At 60.9% G+C, this 17256-nt stretch carries 10 protein-coding genes; 2 read left to right on the top strand and 8 right to left on the bottom strand.

What is annotated here, in order from left to right:
• Positions 1-55: 55 nt before the first annotated feature.
• Both AB4O08_RS12650 and pbpC read left to right on the top strand, forming a co-directional pair.
• Positions 56-5860 (top strand): MG2 domain-containing protein, encoded by a 5805-nt coding sequence (locus tag AB4O08_RS12650; protein ID WP_460114164.1) that lies wholly within the window; start codon positions 56-58, stop codon positions 5858-5860.
• The gene (gene pbpC / locus AB4O08_RS12645) at positions 5841-8138 is read left to right on the top strand and encodes a penicillin-binding protein 1C (protein WP_460114163.1); all 2298 of its coding nucleotides are present in this window, start codon (positions 5841-5843) and stop codon (positions 8136-8138) included. Before AB4O08_RS12650 ends, pbpC begins: the two co-directional genes overlap by 20 nt.
• A gap of 36 nt (positions 8139-8174) precedes the next feature.
• On the opposite strand, the gene AB4O08_RS12640 is transcribed toward pbpC, so the two are convergent.
• The 8 genes from AB4O08_RS12640 to atpA form a co-directional block, all read right to left on the bottom strand.
• A complete protein-coding gene (locus AB4O08_RS12640) occupies positions 8175-8540 on the bottom strand; it encodes a hypothetical protein (protein WP_021491439.1) in 366 nt (121 codons plus the stop codon).
• 60 nt (positions 8541-8600) lie between these two features.
• The gene (gene glmS, locus AB4O08_RS12635) at positions 8601-10433 is read right to left on the bottom strand and encodes a glutamine--fructose-6-phosphate transaminase (isomerizing) (protein WP_010207680.1); all 1833 of its coding nucleotides are present in this window, start codon (positions 10431-10433) and stop codon (positions 8601-8603) included.
• A gap of 10 nt (positions 10434-10443) precedes the next feature.
• Entirely contained in the window at positions 10444-11211 is a 768-nt protein-coding gene (locus tag AB4O08_RS12630) for a DeoR/GlpR family DNA-binding transcription regulator (RefSeq protein WP_010207681.1), read from the bottom strand.
• Positions 11212-11439: 228 nt separating this feature from the next.
• The gene (gene glmU / locus AB4O08_RS12625; RefSeq protein ID WP_042571103.1) at positions 11440-12807 is read right to left on the bottom strand and encodes a bifunctional UDP-N-acetylglucosamine diphosphorylase/glucosamine-1-phosphate N-acetyltransferase GlmU; all 1368 of its coding nucleotides are present in this window, start codon (positions 12805-12807) and stop codon (positions 11440-11442) included.
• A 123-nt stretch (positions 12808-12930) separates the two neighbouring features.
• Positions 12931-13347, bottom strand: coding sequence for a F0F1 ATP synthase subunit epsilon (locus AB4O08_RS12620; protein WP_003177061.1), 417 nt, complete (start codon positions 13345-13347; stop codon positions 12931-12933).
• Positions 13348-13391: 44 nt separating this feature from the next.
• Positions 13392-14768 carry a F0F1 ATP synthase subunit beta gene (gene atpD, locus AB4O08_RS12615; RefSeq protein WP_010207684.1) on the bottom strand — a complete coding sequence of 459 codons (1377 nt, stop codon included), beginning with the start codon at positions 14766-14768 and terminating at the stop codon, positions 13392-13394.
• A 27-nt stretch (positions 14769-14795) separates the two neighbouring features.
• Positions 14796-15656: a F0F1 ATP synthase subunit gamma gene (gene atpG, locus AB4O08_RS12610; protein WP_010207685.1), complete on the bottom strand. Its 861-nt coding sequence runs from the start codon at positions 15654-15656 to the stop codon at positions 14796-14798.
• Between the two features lie 50 nt (positions 15657-15706).
• Complete coding sequence (atpA, locus tag AB4O08_RS12605) at positions 15707-17251, bottom strand: F0F1 ATP synthase subunit alpha (protein ID WP_010207686.1); 1545 nt, start codon at positions 17249-17251, stop codon at positions 15707-15709.
• Positions 17252-17256 lie beyond the last annotated feature (5 nt).

Here is a 17256-nt window from a genome sequence, read left to right as displayed (position 1 = left end):
CTTTTGTGTCAAAGAGGCGTGTAAGATACGCCGCACTTAGCCAGGGATGCTCACCATGTTCGATTCGTTCAAAGCGATCAGCCGCCGTGTTGTCGGTGCGTTATTGACTGTGGTGGGGGCCGTCTTTGGTCAATGGCATCCGCCGTTCTGGTTGCGTGCCATCGGCCGTGGGCTGGCGAACCTGGGCAACAAGGCGCGCGCTTATCCGCGCCAAACCGGTGCCGGCTTATTGGGTCTGGTGTTGCTGGCGGCCGCCGGCTTCTACGGCTGGCACTGGTATTCCAACCTGCCGCAGCCGCATACCGCGAGCTATTCGCTGCACAAACCGAACCTCACCGACTACACCCAGCAAACCCCGCTTGTGGATAACTTGCAGGTGCGCTTCAGCGAATCCGTGGCGCCGCTGTCGGCCATCGGCAAGCCGGTTACCGAGGGCATCACCCTCAAACCAGCGGTTGCGGGCACCTGGCGCTGGGCAGATGACCGCAGCCTGTTGTTCGTACCGGAAAAAGACTGGCCCATCGACGCCCATTACACCTTGGACATGGCGAAGAAAGACCTGTTGGCCGATGGCGTGTTACTGGACCAATACAGCACGCAGTTTTCCACCCAACCGTTTCGCGCCACCCTGGCACAAAACGAGTTGTACCAGGACCCGTCCAACCCGACGCTGAAACAGCTGGTGGCGACCTTCCATTTTTCCCACCCGGTGGATGAAGACAACCTACGCAAGCGCGTCACGGTAACCCTCGGCAAAGGCCTGGCCTACCGCGACGCCCAATTGCCCAACCGCCCGGAAATCACCTTCGACGAGAAAAAACTCAACGCCTACGTACGCTCCGCCGCCCTGGCCACGCCACTTGAAAGCACGCCGGTCAGCGCCAAGCTCGACGAAGGTATCAAGGCCCGCGACGGTGGCAACGCCAGCACCGCGCCGCTGGTGGCGGAAGTCACCGTGCCCGGTCGCTATCGCCTGACCTTTACCGGCGCCGACGTGAGTTTTGTCGACAACGCGCGTGGTGAACCAGAGCCGGTGTTGATGTTCAGCAGCTCCAACGCTGTAGCCGACGACACCATCGCCGGTAAGGTCCAGGCCTGGCTGTTGCCGGAAAAAGCCCAGGACGACACGCGCCCCTACAGCAGCAACGACATCGACGACGCCCTGCTCGCCCGCAGCAGCAAGGTCAACCTGACCCACGTGCCGAGCGTCGAACCGCTGAATACCCTGCACGCCTTCAAATTCAAGGCCCCGGCCGGTCGCGCCGTGTATGTACGCGTACCCGCCAACCTGGAAGCCATCGGCGGCTACCTGGCGAAGAATCCTACGGCGTCGCTGATCAGCATGCCCGCGTACCCGCGCACCCTGCAGTTCCTGTCTGAAGGCGCCTTGCTCAGCCTCAACGGTGAAAAACGCCTGGGCTTTATGGCCCGTGGTGTGCCTGGCGCCCATGTGGAAATCGCCCGCCTGCTGCCCAACCAGTTGCAACACTTGGTGGACCAGAGCAGCGGCAGCTTTGCCCGGCCGAACTTCGGCAACGAATACTTCGACCGCATGGTTGAGCGTCAATCGCTGGACATCCCGCTGTCGTCCAATGACCCCGCGAAAACCGTCTACGACAATGTGGACCTCAGCCACTACCTCACGGCCAATGGCGGGCGCCGCGGCATTTTCGTGCTCAAGCTGAGCCCCCAGGATGATCCGGCCCAGCGCACCTTCGAATACGACCGCAGCAGCACCAGCGACCTGCGTTTTATCGTGGTGACGGACCTGGGCATCATCGCCAAGCGCTCCAGCGATGGCAGCCACGATGTGTATGTGCAGTCCATCGGCAATGGTTCGCCCGTCGCCGACGCGCAAGTCGACATCATCGGCCGCAACGGTTTGCCGGTGAGCAGCGGCCACACTGACGGCGAAGGCCACGCGCATTTCGCCAAGCTGGATGAACTGCGCCGTGAGAAAACGCCGCTGATGTATGTAGTCACTCGCGGCAATGACCAGTCGTTCCTGCCGATCGCCCGTCAGTCCCAGCAACTGGATCTGTCGCGATTCGATGTAGGCGGTTTGGAAGAAGACGGTGCGATCGATCGCCTCAGCGCCTACCTGTTTACCGACCGCGGCCTTTACCGGCCTGGGGAAACCGCGCATCTGGGCATGATCGTGCGCAGCGGCAATTGGAAAGGCGCCCTGCAAGGCTTGCCGGTGGAACTGCAAATCACCGACCCGCGCGGACTGGAAGTGATTCGCCAGCCGTTGAAGCTGTCCGCCAGCGGTTTTGAAACCTTTGATTTCCCCAGCAGCGAAGTCGCCCCCGCCGGGGAATACACCGCGACCTTGCAGTTGATCGGCCAAAAGCAGACCCGCACCGACCTGGGCAGCGTGAGCTTCAAGGTCCGCGACTTCGAGCCGGACCGCATGAAGGTCAGCCTGAGCCTGCATGACACACCTGTTCAGGGTTGGATTCCACCGGACCAGGTGGTGGCCAAGGTCACCGCCATGCACCTGTTCGGCGCTCCGGCATCAGGGCGTCGTGTCACCGCGAAGATGTCCCTGAGCCCGACGCTCGCGGCGTTTGACCGTTACCCGGATTACCGTTTCCGCCTCAACGACTCCCTGGAAGACGCCACCACTGAAGACCTGGCGGAAACCACCGTCGACGACAACGGCCAGGCCGTGCTCGACCTCAACCTGCAACGCTTCGCCAACAGCACCTACCGCCTGCAGGTAATGAGCCAGGTGTTCGAAGCCGAAGGCGGCCGTAATGTGGCGGCGCAAAGTGCCTTGCTGGTGTCGTCCGCACCTTATCTGGTCGGTGTGAAAAGTCAGGACTCGCTGTCGTACGTCGCCAAGGATGCGCCGCGCCAGGTTCAATGGCTGGCCGTCGCGCCGGACCTTTCGCCACTGGCGGTGGACGGCCTGACCAGCGAAGTGGTCGAGCACCGTTATGTGTCGGTGCTGGTGAAACAGTCCAACGGCGCCTACAAGTACGAGTCGCGCATCAAGAACATCAGCCAACCCGCCTCACCGCTGGTGATGACGAAAGAAGGCGCCAAGCAAACGTTAAACACGTCAACGCCGGGCGATTTCACCCTGCAGTTAAAGGACGCCAACGGCAACCTGCTCAACCAGGTCGACTACAGCGTGGCCGGGCACGGCAACACATCGCGCTCCCTGGAACGCAACGCCGAGCTGCAACTGCGTCTGGATAAACCCAGCTACGCCACCGGTGATGAGATCGCCATCAGCATTCGTGCCCCGTATACCGGTGCCGGCTTGATCACCATCGAACGCGACAAGGTCTACACCCAGCAGTGGTTCAAGGCCGACAGCACCAACAGCGTGCAACACATCCGCGTACCGGCAGGGCTTGAGGGCAATGCCTACGTCAACGTGCAGTTTGTGCGCGACATGGGCTCGGCCGAGGTGTACATGAGCCCGCTGTCCTACGGCGTGGTGCCGTTCAGCATCAACCTGGATGCGCGGCGCATGGCACTGAAGGTTGAAGGCCCGGCGAAGATCGAGCCGGGGCAGACGCTGGATATCAAGGTTAACGCTGACCGTCCGGGCCGCGCAGTGGTTTACGCGGTAGACGAAGGCATTCTGCAAGTGGCGCGTTACCAGACGCCGGACCCGTTGGGCTTCTTCTTCCAGAAGCGTGCGCTGGAGGTAGGCACCAGTCAGATCCTTGACCTGATCCTGCCGGAATTCAGCCGTCTGCTCAGTGGGGCAGCGCCCGGTGGCGATACGGAAGGCGCCCTGGCCAATCACCTCAACCCGTTCAAACGCAAACATCAGCCGCCGGTGGCTTGGTGGTCTGGACTGGTCGATCTACCCGCCGGAGAAACCGTGCTGCATTACCAGGTGCCGGACAGCTTCAACGGTAAGTTGCACCTGTTTGCGGTGGCGGTGGACACCGACAGTGTGGGTGTCAGCGAAACCAATACCGAAGTACGCGGCCCGATCGTGATCACGCCAAACGTGCCTGCCTTTGTGGCACCGGGGGATGTGTTCAACGTCAGCGCCGGGGTGTTCAGCAACCTCGACACCACGGCGGATGTGAAGTTTGAACTGCAGGCCAGCGATGGCCTGAAGGTACAGGGTGACAAGGGCAGCACCCTGTCCCTGCAACCGCGCAAGGAAGGCACCGCCGAGTTCAAGATCAAGGTCGGCGAAACCCTGGGTTCGGCGGACTTGCGTTTTGTCGCAGTGTTGCCGGACGGCAAACGTATCCAGGTGGCCGAAACCACCTCGATTCGCCCACTGAGCGAGCATCGCGTCGCCCTGAGCCTGGGCCGCTTCGACAGCGCCAGCAAAGAGCTCAAGCCCACCCGCGAGCTGTTCAGCCAACTGCGTGACGTACAACTGGGCGTGGCGGCGTCGCCGCTGGTGTGGGCCAACGGCCTTAAGCATTACCTGGACGACTACGGCTACGCCTGCACCGAGCAGCTGGTGTCCAAGGCCATGCCGGCGTTGATCTGGGGCGGTAACGCGCCGGAAGCCGAACAAGCCTTCGGCAGTGCGGTACGCATGCTGCGCCAGCGCCAGAACCAGGCCGGTGGCTTCGGCTTATGGGCGGCAAACCCGGACGTGGCGCCGTACGCCAGCCTGTACGCCACCGACTTCCTGATCGAAGCCAGGGAGCGCGGTTTGCCGGTGCCGGAAGATCTGCTGGTGCGCTCCAATGCCTATCTGACGGACCTGGCCAATGGCCCGAGCGAAGGCCTGTCGGAATTGCGCAACCGCGCCTACGCCAGTTACCTGCTGAGCCGTCAGGGGATTCTGGTAAGCGGCGCATTGAGCGATATCCGCGAGCGCTACGAAAACTACTTCAAGGACAGTTGGCAGAACGACTTGGGCGCCGCCTACCTGGCGGCCAGCTATAAACTGCTCAAACAGGATCGCCAGGCTGACACGCTGTTCCGCAAAATCCCTTGGCGCTCACTTGTGGATAAGTGGGACAGCGATGGCCTCTACTACGACCCACTGGTGCACGATGCCGAACACTTGCACCTGCTGGCGCGGCATTTCCCAGAGCTGATGGACTATGTACCTACAGCGCTGCTGGATAAACTCGGTAAGCGCCTCAACGAGCAGCGTTACAACTCGCTGTCGGCGGCCCTGCTGCTGCGCGCCCTGGACAATTACGGCCAACGTGCGCAAAGCGACATGACCCTCAAGGCCACGGCCTGGCTGGGGGACAAACAGCAGCAATTGCTGGAGATGGCCGGGCAACCGCCGCGCGCCGCTGTGCCGGGCGCTACGCAGAAGCTGGTGATGGAAAAATCCGACGGCCCGGCAGCGTTCTACATGCTCAGCGAAGCCGGTTTCGACAAGGGCGCCAAGCTCAAGCCGATCAACAATGGCCTGGAAATCATCCACGAATACCTCGACCTCAAGGGCGAGCCGGTGAGCACAGTCGCGGTAGGCGATGAGTTCCTGGTGCGCCTGCGTCTGCGCGCGACCGACCGTGACCAGGTGCAACAAGTGGCCGTGGTCGACTTGCTCCCCGGTGGCGTCGAGCCTGTGTATAACTTGCCGCCGGAGCCAGAAGCCGCCAGCAGCGAGGACGGTGAAGGCGAAGCGTCCGAGTACGTGGAAGAGGACAGCCAGGAAGAAGAAAGCTGGCAAGCACCTATCGGCGAAACCGAGCTGAGCAACTGGCAGCCGGAGTACGTGGACGTACGTGATGATCGAGTGGTGTTGTACGGCACCGCACTGCGCGATGTAGGCACCTTCGTCTACCGCGTGCGTGCCACCAACGCCGGCACCTTCAACACGCCACCGGCCTACGCCGAAGGCATGTACGAAACCACCCTGCAAGGGCGCGGTAAAGTAGGCCAGCTTGAAATCACCCAGCCTTAAGCGCCTGACGCCGCTGCTCGCAGCGGCGGTGATGCTGGCGGGGTTGCGGCTGTGGCCCCATGTCCCGCTGGAGCAAGCAGTCACGTCATCACGCGTGGTGTTGGCCGATGACGGCTCGCTGCTGCGCATGACGTTGGCCGATGACGGGCAATACCGACTTTGGCTACCGCTGGAGCGGATATCGCCTTCACTGGTCGAAGCCTTGCTGCTCAAGGAAGACCGCAACTTCTACTGGCACCCGGGGATCAACCCCCCGGCATTGGTGCGCGCGGCTATGGCCACCTACAGCGGTGGCCAGCGCCAGGGCGGCTCGACCTTGAGCATGCAACTGGCACGGCGCCTGTGGGACTTGAACACCCGACAGGTGCCGGGCAAGTTGCAGCAGATGGCCTTGGCGCTGTGGCTGGAGGCGCGCTACAGCAAGCACGACATCCTTGAGGCCTACCTGAACCTCGCGCCCATGGGCGGCAATATCGAAGGCGCCGAGGCGGCCAGCCGGATCTACTTCGGCAAGTCGGCGGCGCAGCTGTCGCTGTCCGAAGCACTGGCGCTGGCGGTGATTCCGCAGCAGCCGGGGCGACGCGCGCGCTTCGGGCCGTCGCTGCAACATGCGCGGCAGCGCTTGATGGCCGACTGGCGCGAGACGTATCCACAAGACCCACGTAACGACAGTTTGCTGGACTTGCCTCTGGAGGCGCGCAACCGCCAGCAGATTCCGTTCCTGGCGCCGCATTTGAGTGAACAACTGCTGGCGTCCCAGCCTGGCAATGAGCTGAACAGCACCCTCAATCTACCGCTGCAACACTTGCTTGAACGCCTGATCAGCGGCTTCATCGCCGAGCGTCGCAGCACGGGTGTGGAAAACGCCACGGCGATCCTGATCGACAGCCGCGACCAGAGCGTCAAGGCGCTGGTGGGATCCGCGGATTACTTATCCACACGCCTTCACGGCCAGGTCAATGGCGTGCTGTCGCGGCGCTCGCCGGGCTCGACACTCAAGCCGTTCCTGTATGGGCTGGCGCTGGACCAAGGGGTGATTCACCCCATGAGTATCCTCAAGGACCTGCCGAGTAACTTCGGCTACTTCCAGCCGGAAAATTTCGACGGCAGTTTTGTCGGGCCGCTGACCGCACGGGATGCCCTGATCCGTAGTCGCAACATCCCGGCGGTGTGGCTTGCCAGCCAAGTCAAGTCGCCTTCCTTGTATGGATTGCTGCAACGCGCCGGGATAAAAGGCCTGCGTGACGAAAGCCATTACGGCCTGGCCCTGGCCCTCGGTGGGGGTGAAATGACCCCGGAGGAACTGGCGCGACTGTATGTGATGCTGGCCGGTGACGGGCACCTGCGGCCATTGCGCTATCTGCAGGAACAACCGCAATCCACCGGCGCGCAACTGCTCACGCCCCAGGCGGCGTTCATGGTGCGCGACATGCTGCGCCGAAACCCACGCCCGGATGGCCTGCCCGGCCGCCATTGGCGCACCGCCTGGAAAACCGGCACGTCCTGGGGGTTTCACGATGCGTGGAGTACGGGATTGGTGGGTCCCTACGTGCTGGTGGTGTGGGTGGGCAACTTCGATGGCCGGCCGAACCCTGCATTCATCGGCGCCAAGACCGCCGCGCCGTTGTTCTTCCGCATCGCCGACGCCCTGCCCCTGGCGTTGCCCAACGTGGTGATCAAAGCCGACAAACCGCCTGCCGGCTTAGTGCGCATCGACATCTGCGCCGCGTCCGGGGAGTTGCCCAACCGCTGGTGCCCGCAAACCCGCAAGACCTGGTACATCCCCGGCGTGTCGCCGATTCGCGTGTCCAACCTGCACCGCCCCGTGCTGATCGACACCCGCACCGGCAAGGCCGCCTGCCCACCGTTCGACGCACACTACACGCGCGAAGAAGTCTTCGAGTTCTGGCCCAGTGACGTGCAACGCTTGTACCGCGCCGCCGGCCTGCCGCGACGTACCCCGCCAAACGTAATGAAAAACTGCCAGCCCAACCGCCTCAGTGACCAGAGCGAAGCCCCGCAGATTCGTTCACCGCTGACCCAGGTGAGCTATCAATTGCGCCTGTCCCAGCCCCAGGAAAGCATCCCGCTGAATGCCAACGCCGCCAGCGACGCTGCCACACTGTACTGGTTTGCCGATCAAACTTTGATCGGCCAGGGTCCGCCGCACACCACGCTGAACTGGCGCCCGGGAAAGTCGGGGGAGTATCGGTTGCGAGTCAGTGATGATCAGGGGCGCAGCGCGAGTCGCGGGTTGAAGGTGGAGTTTGTGCCCTGATCAGGCTGCTTATTGCGCAGCACCGACAAGCGCTGGTTAACGGGAAACACACTCCACGTAACCAGACTCTCCACCGCCCATGGCCCCCGACAACCAGCCCCATTCAAAAGCCAGCGTCGTCAGACCCGCGTGATCAATGCCTACCGTGCCACGCGACCAACCGGACAGCAGCTCACCCTCCAGGGTCAGGCACTGAAACAGCAATTCGATAGTGTCCGGGCCTGTCACTCGTCCCACTTGCGTGCCCAGGCGAATCCGCCCGCCCTGGTAAGTGCCAGAGATGGCATCACCCTCGACAAGGTAATGAAATACCGTGCCCGAACCGGACAGCCCCTGGGCATTGTTGGCGACGGTGAACCGGCGGTTGTTCAAACGCTGGTGGATCTGGGAGGGGGGTTGCATCGAGGGCGCGTCCTTTCGCGGGAGCCTGGAGACCCGGGCGGGCCTCCAGGAGGGGGCGTGTTACTCCACCGTCACCGACTTAGCCAGGTTGCGCGGCTGGTCGACGTCAGTGCCTTTCAACACAGCGACGTAGTACGACAGCAACTGCAGCGGAATGGTGTAGAGGATCGGCGACAGGGTGTCGTTGATATGCGGCATGTTGATGACGTGAGTGCCTTCACCATTGGTCATGCCGGCTTTTTCATCGGCGAACACCACCAGTTGGCCGCCACGGGCGCGGACTTCCTGCAAGTTGGACTTGAGCTTTTCCAGCAGTTCGTTGTTCGGCGCCACGGTGACCACCGGCATGTCGTCATCCACCAGGGCCAGTGGGCCGTGCTTGAGTTCGCCGGCCGGGTAGGCTTCGGCGTGGATGTACGAGATTTCCTTGAGCTTGAGCGAACCTTCCATGGCCACCGGGTATTGCGCGCCACGACCGAGGAACAGGGTGTGGTTCTTGTCGGCGAACAGCTCGGCGACTTTTTCCACGGTGCTGTCCATGGCCAAGGCTTCACCGAGACGGGCTGGCAGGCGGCGCAGTTCTTCGACCAGCGTGGCTTCGACGCCTTCGGCCAGGGTGCCACGCACTTGACCCAGAGACAGGGTCAGCAGCAACAGGCCAACCAACTGGGTGGTGAAGGCTTTGGTGGACGCCACGCCGATTTCGCGACCGGCCTGGGTCAGCAGGGTCAGGTCGGATTCACGCACCAGGGAGCTGATGCTGACGTTACAGATCGCCAGGCTGGCCAGGAACCCCAACTCCTTGGCATTGCGCAGGGCGGCCAGGGTGTCGGCGGTTTCGCCGGACTGCGAGATGGTCACGAACAGGGTGTCGGGCTGCACCACCACCTTGCGGTAGCGGAACTCGCTGGCGACTTCCACCTGGCAAGGGATGCCGGCGAGTTCTTCCAGCCAATAACGGGCAACCATGCCGGCGTGGTAACTGGTGCCACAGGCAACGATCTGCACGTTGCGCACTTTGGCGAACAGCTCGGCGGCTTGTGGACCAAAGGCGTTGACCAGCACTTGGTTCTGGCTCAGGCGACCTTCCAGGGTGCGTTGCACCACGGACGGTTGCTCGTGGATTTCCTTGAGCATGAAGTGGCGGAACTCGCCCTTATCGGCAGCTTCGGCGCCGTCGCGGTATTGCACGGCTTCGCGCTCGACGGACTGGCCGTTTACATCCCAGATCTGCACGCTTTCACGGCGGATGTCGGCGATATCGCCTTCTTCCAGGTACATGAAGCGGTCGGTGACCTGGCGCAGGGCCAGTTGGTCGGAGGCGAGGAAGTTTTCGCCCAGCCCCAGGCCGATCACCAGCGGGCTGCCACTGCGAGCAGCAACCACGCGGTCCGGTTGGCTGGCGCTGACCACGGCCAGGCCGTAGGCGCCGTGTAGCTCTTTAACGGTGGCCTTGAGGGCGACGGTCAGGTCGCCCAGGTCCTTGAGCTTGTGGTTGAGCAGGTGGGCGATGACTTCGGTGTCGGTGTCCGAGGTGAACACGTAGCCCTGGCCCTTGAGTTGTTCACGCAACACTTCGTGGTTTTCAATGATGCCGTTGTGGACCACCGCCAGGTCGCCCGAGAAATGCGGGTGGGCGTTGCGTTCGCAGGGTGCACCGTGGGTCGCCCAACGGGTGTGGGCGATGCCCAGACGGCCGACCAGCGGCTCACCGTTCAAGGCTTGCTCCAACTCGCTGACCTTGCCCGGACGGCGCATGCGCTCCAGCTTGCCGGCGTTGGTGAAGACCGCCACACCGGCGCTGTCATAGCCGCGGTATTCCAGGCGCTTGAGGCCTTCGATCAAAATCGGGGTAATGTTGCGTTCAGCGACTGCGCCTACGATGCCACACATGGTGTTTCTCCTAGATGATTGCCGCGCATATCAGCGTAATGCCGCGGGCTTGGATCTGGTCGCGGGCCTCAAGCGGCAGGCGATCATCGGTGATAAGGGTATGGACGCTGCTCCACGGCAGTTCCAGGTTGGGAATCTTGCGGCCGATCTTGTCGGATTCGACCATCACCACCACTTCACGAGCGACCTCGGCCATGACGCGGCTCAGGCCCAGCAATTCGTTGAAGGTGGTGGTACCCCGTTGCAGATCGATGCCGTCGGCGCCGATAAACAGCTGGTCAAAGTCATAGGAACGCAGCACTTGCTCGGCGACCTGGCCCTGGAACGAGTCCGAATGCGGGTCCCAGGTGCCACCGGTCATCAACAGCACTGGCTCATGCTCCAGTTCGCTTAACGCGCGGGCGACGTGGAGGGAGTTGGTCATCACCACCAGGCCGGGCTGGTGGCCCAACTCGGGGATCATAGCGGCGGTGGTGCTGCCGCTGTCGATGATGATGCGCGCGTGTTCGCGCAGGCGCATGACGGCAGCACGGGCAATGGCGCGCTTGTACACCGAGATGGGCTGGGTGGCGTCGCCCACCAGTTCCTGGGGCATGGTGATCGCGCCACCGTAGCGGCGCAGCAACAGGCCATTGCTTTCGAGGGCGGCCAGGTCCTTGCGGATCGTGACTTCCGAAGTTTCGAAACGCTTGGCCAACTCGTCCACGCTGACTTCGCCCTGTTCATTGAGCAAGGTCAGGATGTTGTGGCGTCGCTGGGGGGTATTTCGTTTCGACATGGTGACGGTAAGTTTCGTTTCGAAAGATAACGAAGGCAATCAAAACCTATTGTCGAAAGGTCGTCAAGGGGGCGAGGACATTTTTTATTTACCCGCACACGAATGTGGGAGCGGGCTTGCTTGCGAATGCGCGGGTCCAGTCGCCACTTCCGGTGACTGGCACTTCGCATTCGCAAGCAAGCCCGCTCCCACAGGGGGTTACTTGTCGCTGTCGAGAATGTGGATAAGTCAGGTCTTCTTGATTTTGACCGGGCGTTTCCAGCCGTCGATGTTGCGTTGACGGGCGCGGGCTACTGCCAGTTGGGACTTATCCACATCCTGGTTGATGGTTGAGCCTGCGGCGGTGCTGGCGCCATCGTCGAGGGTAACCGGGGCGACCAGCGAATTATTGGAACCGATAAACACGTCCGCACCAATGGTGGTCTGGTGTTTATTGGCGCCATCGTAGTTGCACGTGATGGTGCCGGCGCCGATGTTGGTTCGCGCGCCGACGGTAGCATCACCCAGGTAGGTCAGGTGACCGACTTTGGCTTCGGCATCCAACTTGGCGTTTTTCAGTTCAACAAAGTTACCCACATGGGCCTTGGCTCCCAGCACGCTACCTGGACGCAGCCGCGCAAAAGGGCCGGCGTCGCTGCCCTCGCCCATCACCGCACCGTCTATGTGGCTGTTGGCCTTGATCACCACGCCCTTACGCAGGGTACTGTCCTTGATCACGCAGTTAGGACCAATCACCACGTCGTCTTCGATGACCACACGGCCTTCGAGGATCACGTTGATATCGATCAGCACGTCGCGGCCGACGGTCACTTCCCCGCGCACATCGAAACGCGCCGGGTCACGCAGGGTCACACCCTGGGCCATCAGGCGGCGGCCTTCGCGCAGTTGATAGTGACGCTCCAGCTCGGCCAGTTGCTTGCGGTCGTTGGCGCCCTGCACTTCCATCGGGTCGTGGGGCTGTTCGGTCGCAACCAGCAGGCCATCGCTTACGGCCATTTCGATGACGTCGGTGAGGTAGTACTCGCCCTGGGCGTTGTTGTTGGACAGGCGGCTCATCCAGTCGCCGAGCTTATCGGCTGGGACAGCCAGGATCCCGGTGTTGCCCTCGGTGATCGCACGCTGGGCTTCGCTAGCGTCTTTGTGCTCAACGATGGCGGCTACCTTGCCATCGGCGTTGCGCACGATACGTCCGTAGCCGGTGGGATCATCCAGTTCAACGGTCAGCAGGCCCATCTGGCCAGGCACTACGTGCTTGAGCAGGCGTTGCAGGGTTTCCACTTCAATCAGCGGCACGTCGCCGTAGAGGATCAGCACGGTGTCGGCGGTGATGAACGGCACGGCTTGGGCGGTGGCGTGGCCGGTGCCCAGCTGCTTGTCCTGCAATACGAAATTCAGATCGTCCGCGGCGAGGCGTTCACGCACCGCATCGGCACCGTGCCCGATTACGACGTGAATGCGCTGTGGGTCGAGCTGCCGGGCACTGTGGATAACATGGCCCAGCATGGAATTACCGGCAACCGGGTGCAGCACCTTTGGCAAGGCCGAACGCATACGGGTGCCCTGGCCTGCGGCGAGAATGACGATTTCAAGAGACATGAGTGGCTACCAATCCTAGGCGGTCCGGCTTCAGACCAAAGAAGTGTTTTGCAAAAAAAGAAAAAGGGTAGCCGAGGCTACCCTTTTTAATCAATCGCGCTTGAAGCATGACGGCATGGCCGCTTACTTCTTGCGGATCTGCTGGAGCGTGCGCAGCTGAGCTGCAGCCTCGGCCAGACGTACAGCAGCAGCGCTGTAGTCGAAGTCCGCACCCTTTTCGTTCAGGGCCTTCTCAGCAGCCTTGACGGCTTCCTGAGCGGAGGCTTCATCCAGGTCGCCAGCACGTTGCACGGTGTCGGCAAGTACCTTGACCATGTTCGGCTGAACCTCGAGGAAACCACCGGAGATGTAAAACACCTCCTTTTCCCCGCCTTGCTTGGTCAGAGTGATCGGACCTGGCTTCAAGCTGGTGATCAACGGCGCGTGACCCATGGCAATACCAAGGTCACCGAGTTCGCCGTGTGCAATCACCATCTCTACCAGACCGGAGAAGATTTCCCCTTCCGCGCTGACGATATCGCAATGGACTGTCATAGCCATCTGATTGCCTCAACCTGATGAGCGCCCGTTTCCGGGCGCCTGGATTACAGTTTCTTGGCTTTCTCGATCGCTTCTTCGATGCCGCCGACCATGTAGAACGCTTGTTCTGGCAGGTGGTCGTAGTCACCGTTGAGGATGCCTTTGAAGCCAGCAATGGTGTCTTTCAGGGAAACGTATTTACCCGAGGCACCGGTGAAGACTTCAGCCACGAAGAACGGCTGCGACAAGAAACGCTGGATCTTACGAGCACGGTTTACCAACTGCTTGTCGGCTTCCGACAGCTCGTCCATACCCAGGATCGCAATGATGTCCTTCAGTTCTTTGTAACGCTGCAGCACGTACTGAACGCCGCGAGCGGTGTCGTAGTGCTCCTGGCCGATCACGTTCGGGTCCAGCTGGCGCGAAGTCGAGTCGAGTGGATCGACCGCTGGGTAGATACCCAGGGAAGCGATGTCACGGGACAGAACGACGGTGGCGTCCAAGTGGGCGAAGGTGGTCGCTGGCGACGGGTCGGTCAAGTCATCCGCAGGTACGTATACCGCTTGGATCGAAGTGATCGAACCTTCCTTGGTCGAAGTGATACGTTCTTGCAGAACGCCCATCTCTTCAGCCAGGGTCGGCTGGTAACCTACTGCGGAAGGCATACGGCCCAGCAGTGCGGATACTTCAGTACCGGCCAGGGTGTAACGATAGATGTTGTCGACGAACAGCAGAACGTCGTTACCTTCGTCACGGAACTTCTCGGCCATGGTCAGGCCAGTCAGTGCTACGCGCAGACGGTTACCCGGCGGCTCGTTCATCTGACCGTAAACCAGTGCCACTTTGTCCAGAACGTTGGAGTCCTTCATCTCGTGGTAGAAGTCGTTACCCTCACGGGTACGCTCACCCACACCGGCGAACACGGAATAACCGCTGTGCTCGATGGCGATGTTACGGATCAGTTCCATCATGTTTACGGTCTTGCCTACACCGGCACCACCGAACAGACCGACTTTACCGCCTTTGGCGAACGGGCAAACCAGGTCGATAACCTTGATGCCGGTTTCCAGCAGGTCGTTGCCGCCAGCTTGTTCCGCGAACGAAGGTGCTGGACGGTGAATGCCCCAACGCTCTTCGGTGTCGATCGGACCAGCTTCGTCAATCGGGTTGCCCAGTACGTCCATGATCCGGCCCAGGGTCGCTTTACCGACCGGTACGGAGATGGCTGCGCCAGAGTCGACAACGTCCAGACCGCGCTTCAAGCCTTCGGTGGAACCCATCGCAATGGTACGAACTACGCCGTCGCCCAGCTGCTGCTGAACTTCCAGAGTAGTGTCCGCGCCTTGTACTTTCAGCGCGTTGTAGATGCTCGGTACGCTGTCGCGTGGAAATTCCACGTCGATAACGGCGCCGATGATTTGAACGATACGTCCGCTACTCATAGCTGGATCCTCTGAATATTTGAACCGTTAAACCGCGGCAGCGCCGCCGACGATTTCCGAGATCTCTTGGGTGATCGCAGCCTGACGCGCCTTGTTGTAGATCAGCTGCAAATCGCTGATCAGATCACCGGCGTTATCGGTAGCGTTTTTCATCGCGATCATCCGCGCCGCTTGTTCAGCTGCGTTGTTCTCGACCACCGCCTGGTACACCTGCGACTCCACGTAGCGCACCATCAAGCCGTCAAGCAGCTCTTTGGCGTCTGGTTCGTAGAGGTAGTCCCAGTGGTGCTTGAGTTCCTGATCCGGAGTCGCCACCAGTGGAATCAATTGCTCCACGGTTGGCTGCTGGGTCATGGTGTTGATGAACTTGTTGGATACCACGGAGAGGCGATCAATCCGGCCTTCCAGGTACGCATCCAGCATCACCTTCACGCTGCCGATCAAATCATTGATCGACGGCTCTTCACCCAGGTGGCTGATAGCTGCTACGACGTTACCGCCGAAGTTGCGGAAAAAGGCCGCACCCTTGCTACCAACAACACACAGATCGATCTCGACGCCTTTTTCGCGGTTTACCGCCATGTCCTTGACCAGGGCCTTGAACAGGTTGGTATTCAAACCACCGCACAAACCACGGTCACTGCTCACAACCACATAACCCACACGCTTAACTTCGCGGTCGATCATGAATGGGTGGCGGTATTCCGGGTTGGCGTTGGCCAGATGCCCAATTACCTGGCGGATACGCTCCGCATAAGGACGGCTAGCAGCCATGCGCATTTGTGCCTTGCGCATTTTGCTGACCGCCACTTTTTCCATGGCGCTGGTAATTTTTTGCGTGCTTTTGATGCTCGCAATCTTACTGCGAATCTCTTTTGCGCCTGCCATGTAACACCTATCAGGTTAGCAAGCGGGAGCCTTGCGGCTCCCGCTGCGGCTTACCAGGTTTGGGTGGCCTTGAACTTCTCGATACCGGCTTTCAGGCCAGCGTCGATTTCGTCATTGAAGTCACCCTTCACGTTGATCTTGGCCAACAAGTCGGCGTGATCGCGGTTGAAGTAAGCAATCAGCGCTTGTTCAAAGCTGCCGACCTTGGCGATTTCGACGTCAGTCAGGAACCCACGCTCAGCGGCATACAGCGACAACGCCATGTCAGCGATCGACATTGGGGCGTATTGCTTCTGCTTCATCAGCTCGGTAACGCGCTGACCATGCTCAAGTTGCTTACGGGTCGCTTCGTCCAGGTCAGAAGCGAACTGGGCGAATGCCGCCAGTTCACGGTACTGAGCCAGAGCGGTACGGATACCACCGGAGAGCTTCTTGATGATCTTGGTCTGAGCGGCACCACCCACACGGGATACCGAAACACCGGCGTTCACTGCAGGGCGGATGCCCGAGTTGAACATGGCCGATTCCAGGAAGATCTGACCGTCGGTGATGGAAATCACGTTGGTCGGAACGAACGCGGAAACGTCGCCAGCCTGGGTTTCGATGATCGGCAGTGCGGTCAGGGAACCGGTTTTGCCGGTCACTGCGCCGTTGGTGAACTTCTCTACGTACTCTTCCGAAACGCGGGATGCGCGCTCCAGCAGACGGGAGTGGAGATAGAACACGTCGCCTGGGTAAGCTTCACGGCCTGGTGGACGGCGCAGCAGCAGGGAAATCTGGCGGTAAGCCACTGCTTGCTTGGACAGATCGTCATAAACGATCAGCGCGTCTTCACCGCGGTCGCGGAAGAATTCACCCATGGTGCAACCGGCATACGGTGCCAGGTATTGCAGTGCAGGCGATTCCGAAGCACTGGCAGCCACGATGATCGTGTTTTTCAGTGCGCCGTTCTCTTCCAGCTTGCGAACCACGTTGGCGATGGTCGATTGCTTCTGACCGATGGCTACGTAGACGCAGAAAATGCCGCTGTCTTTCTGGTTGATGATCGCGTCGATCGCCAGAGCGGTTTTACCGATCTGACGGTCACCGATGATCAGCTCACGCTGGCCACGGCCGACAGGGATCATGGCATCGACAGCCTTGTAGCCAGTCTGTACAGGCTGGTCTACCGACTTACGCCAGATCACGCCTGGAGCAACTTTCTCGACCGCGTCGGTCTCGGTGTTGCCCAGTGGACCTTTGCCGTCAACAGGGTTACCCAGTGCGTCGACTACGCGACCCAGCAGTTCCTTACCAACCGGAACCTCCAGGATGCGGCCGGTGCACTTGGCGCTCATGCCTTCAGCCAGAGACTGGTAAGCGCCCAGGATAACGGCACCTACGGAGTCTTGCTCCAGGTTGAGGGCCATACCGAAGACGCCGCCCGGAAACTCGATCATCTCGCCGGACATTACGTCGGCCAGACCGTGAATCCGCACAATACCGTCAGATACGCTGACGACAGTGCCTTCGTTACGGGCTTGGGAGGTCACATCGAGCTTGTCGATGCGGCCCTTGATAATTTCACTTATTTCGGAAGGATTGAGTTGCTGCATTGCTC

The sequence above is a fragment of the Pseudomonas sp. H3_E07 genome (assembly GCF_054668895.1).
This window is presented reverse-complemented; position numbering and strand designations above follow the sequence as displayed.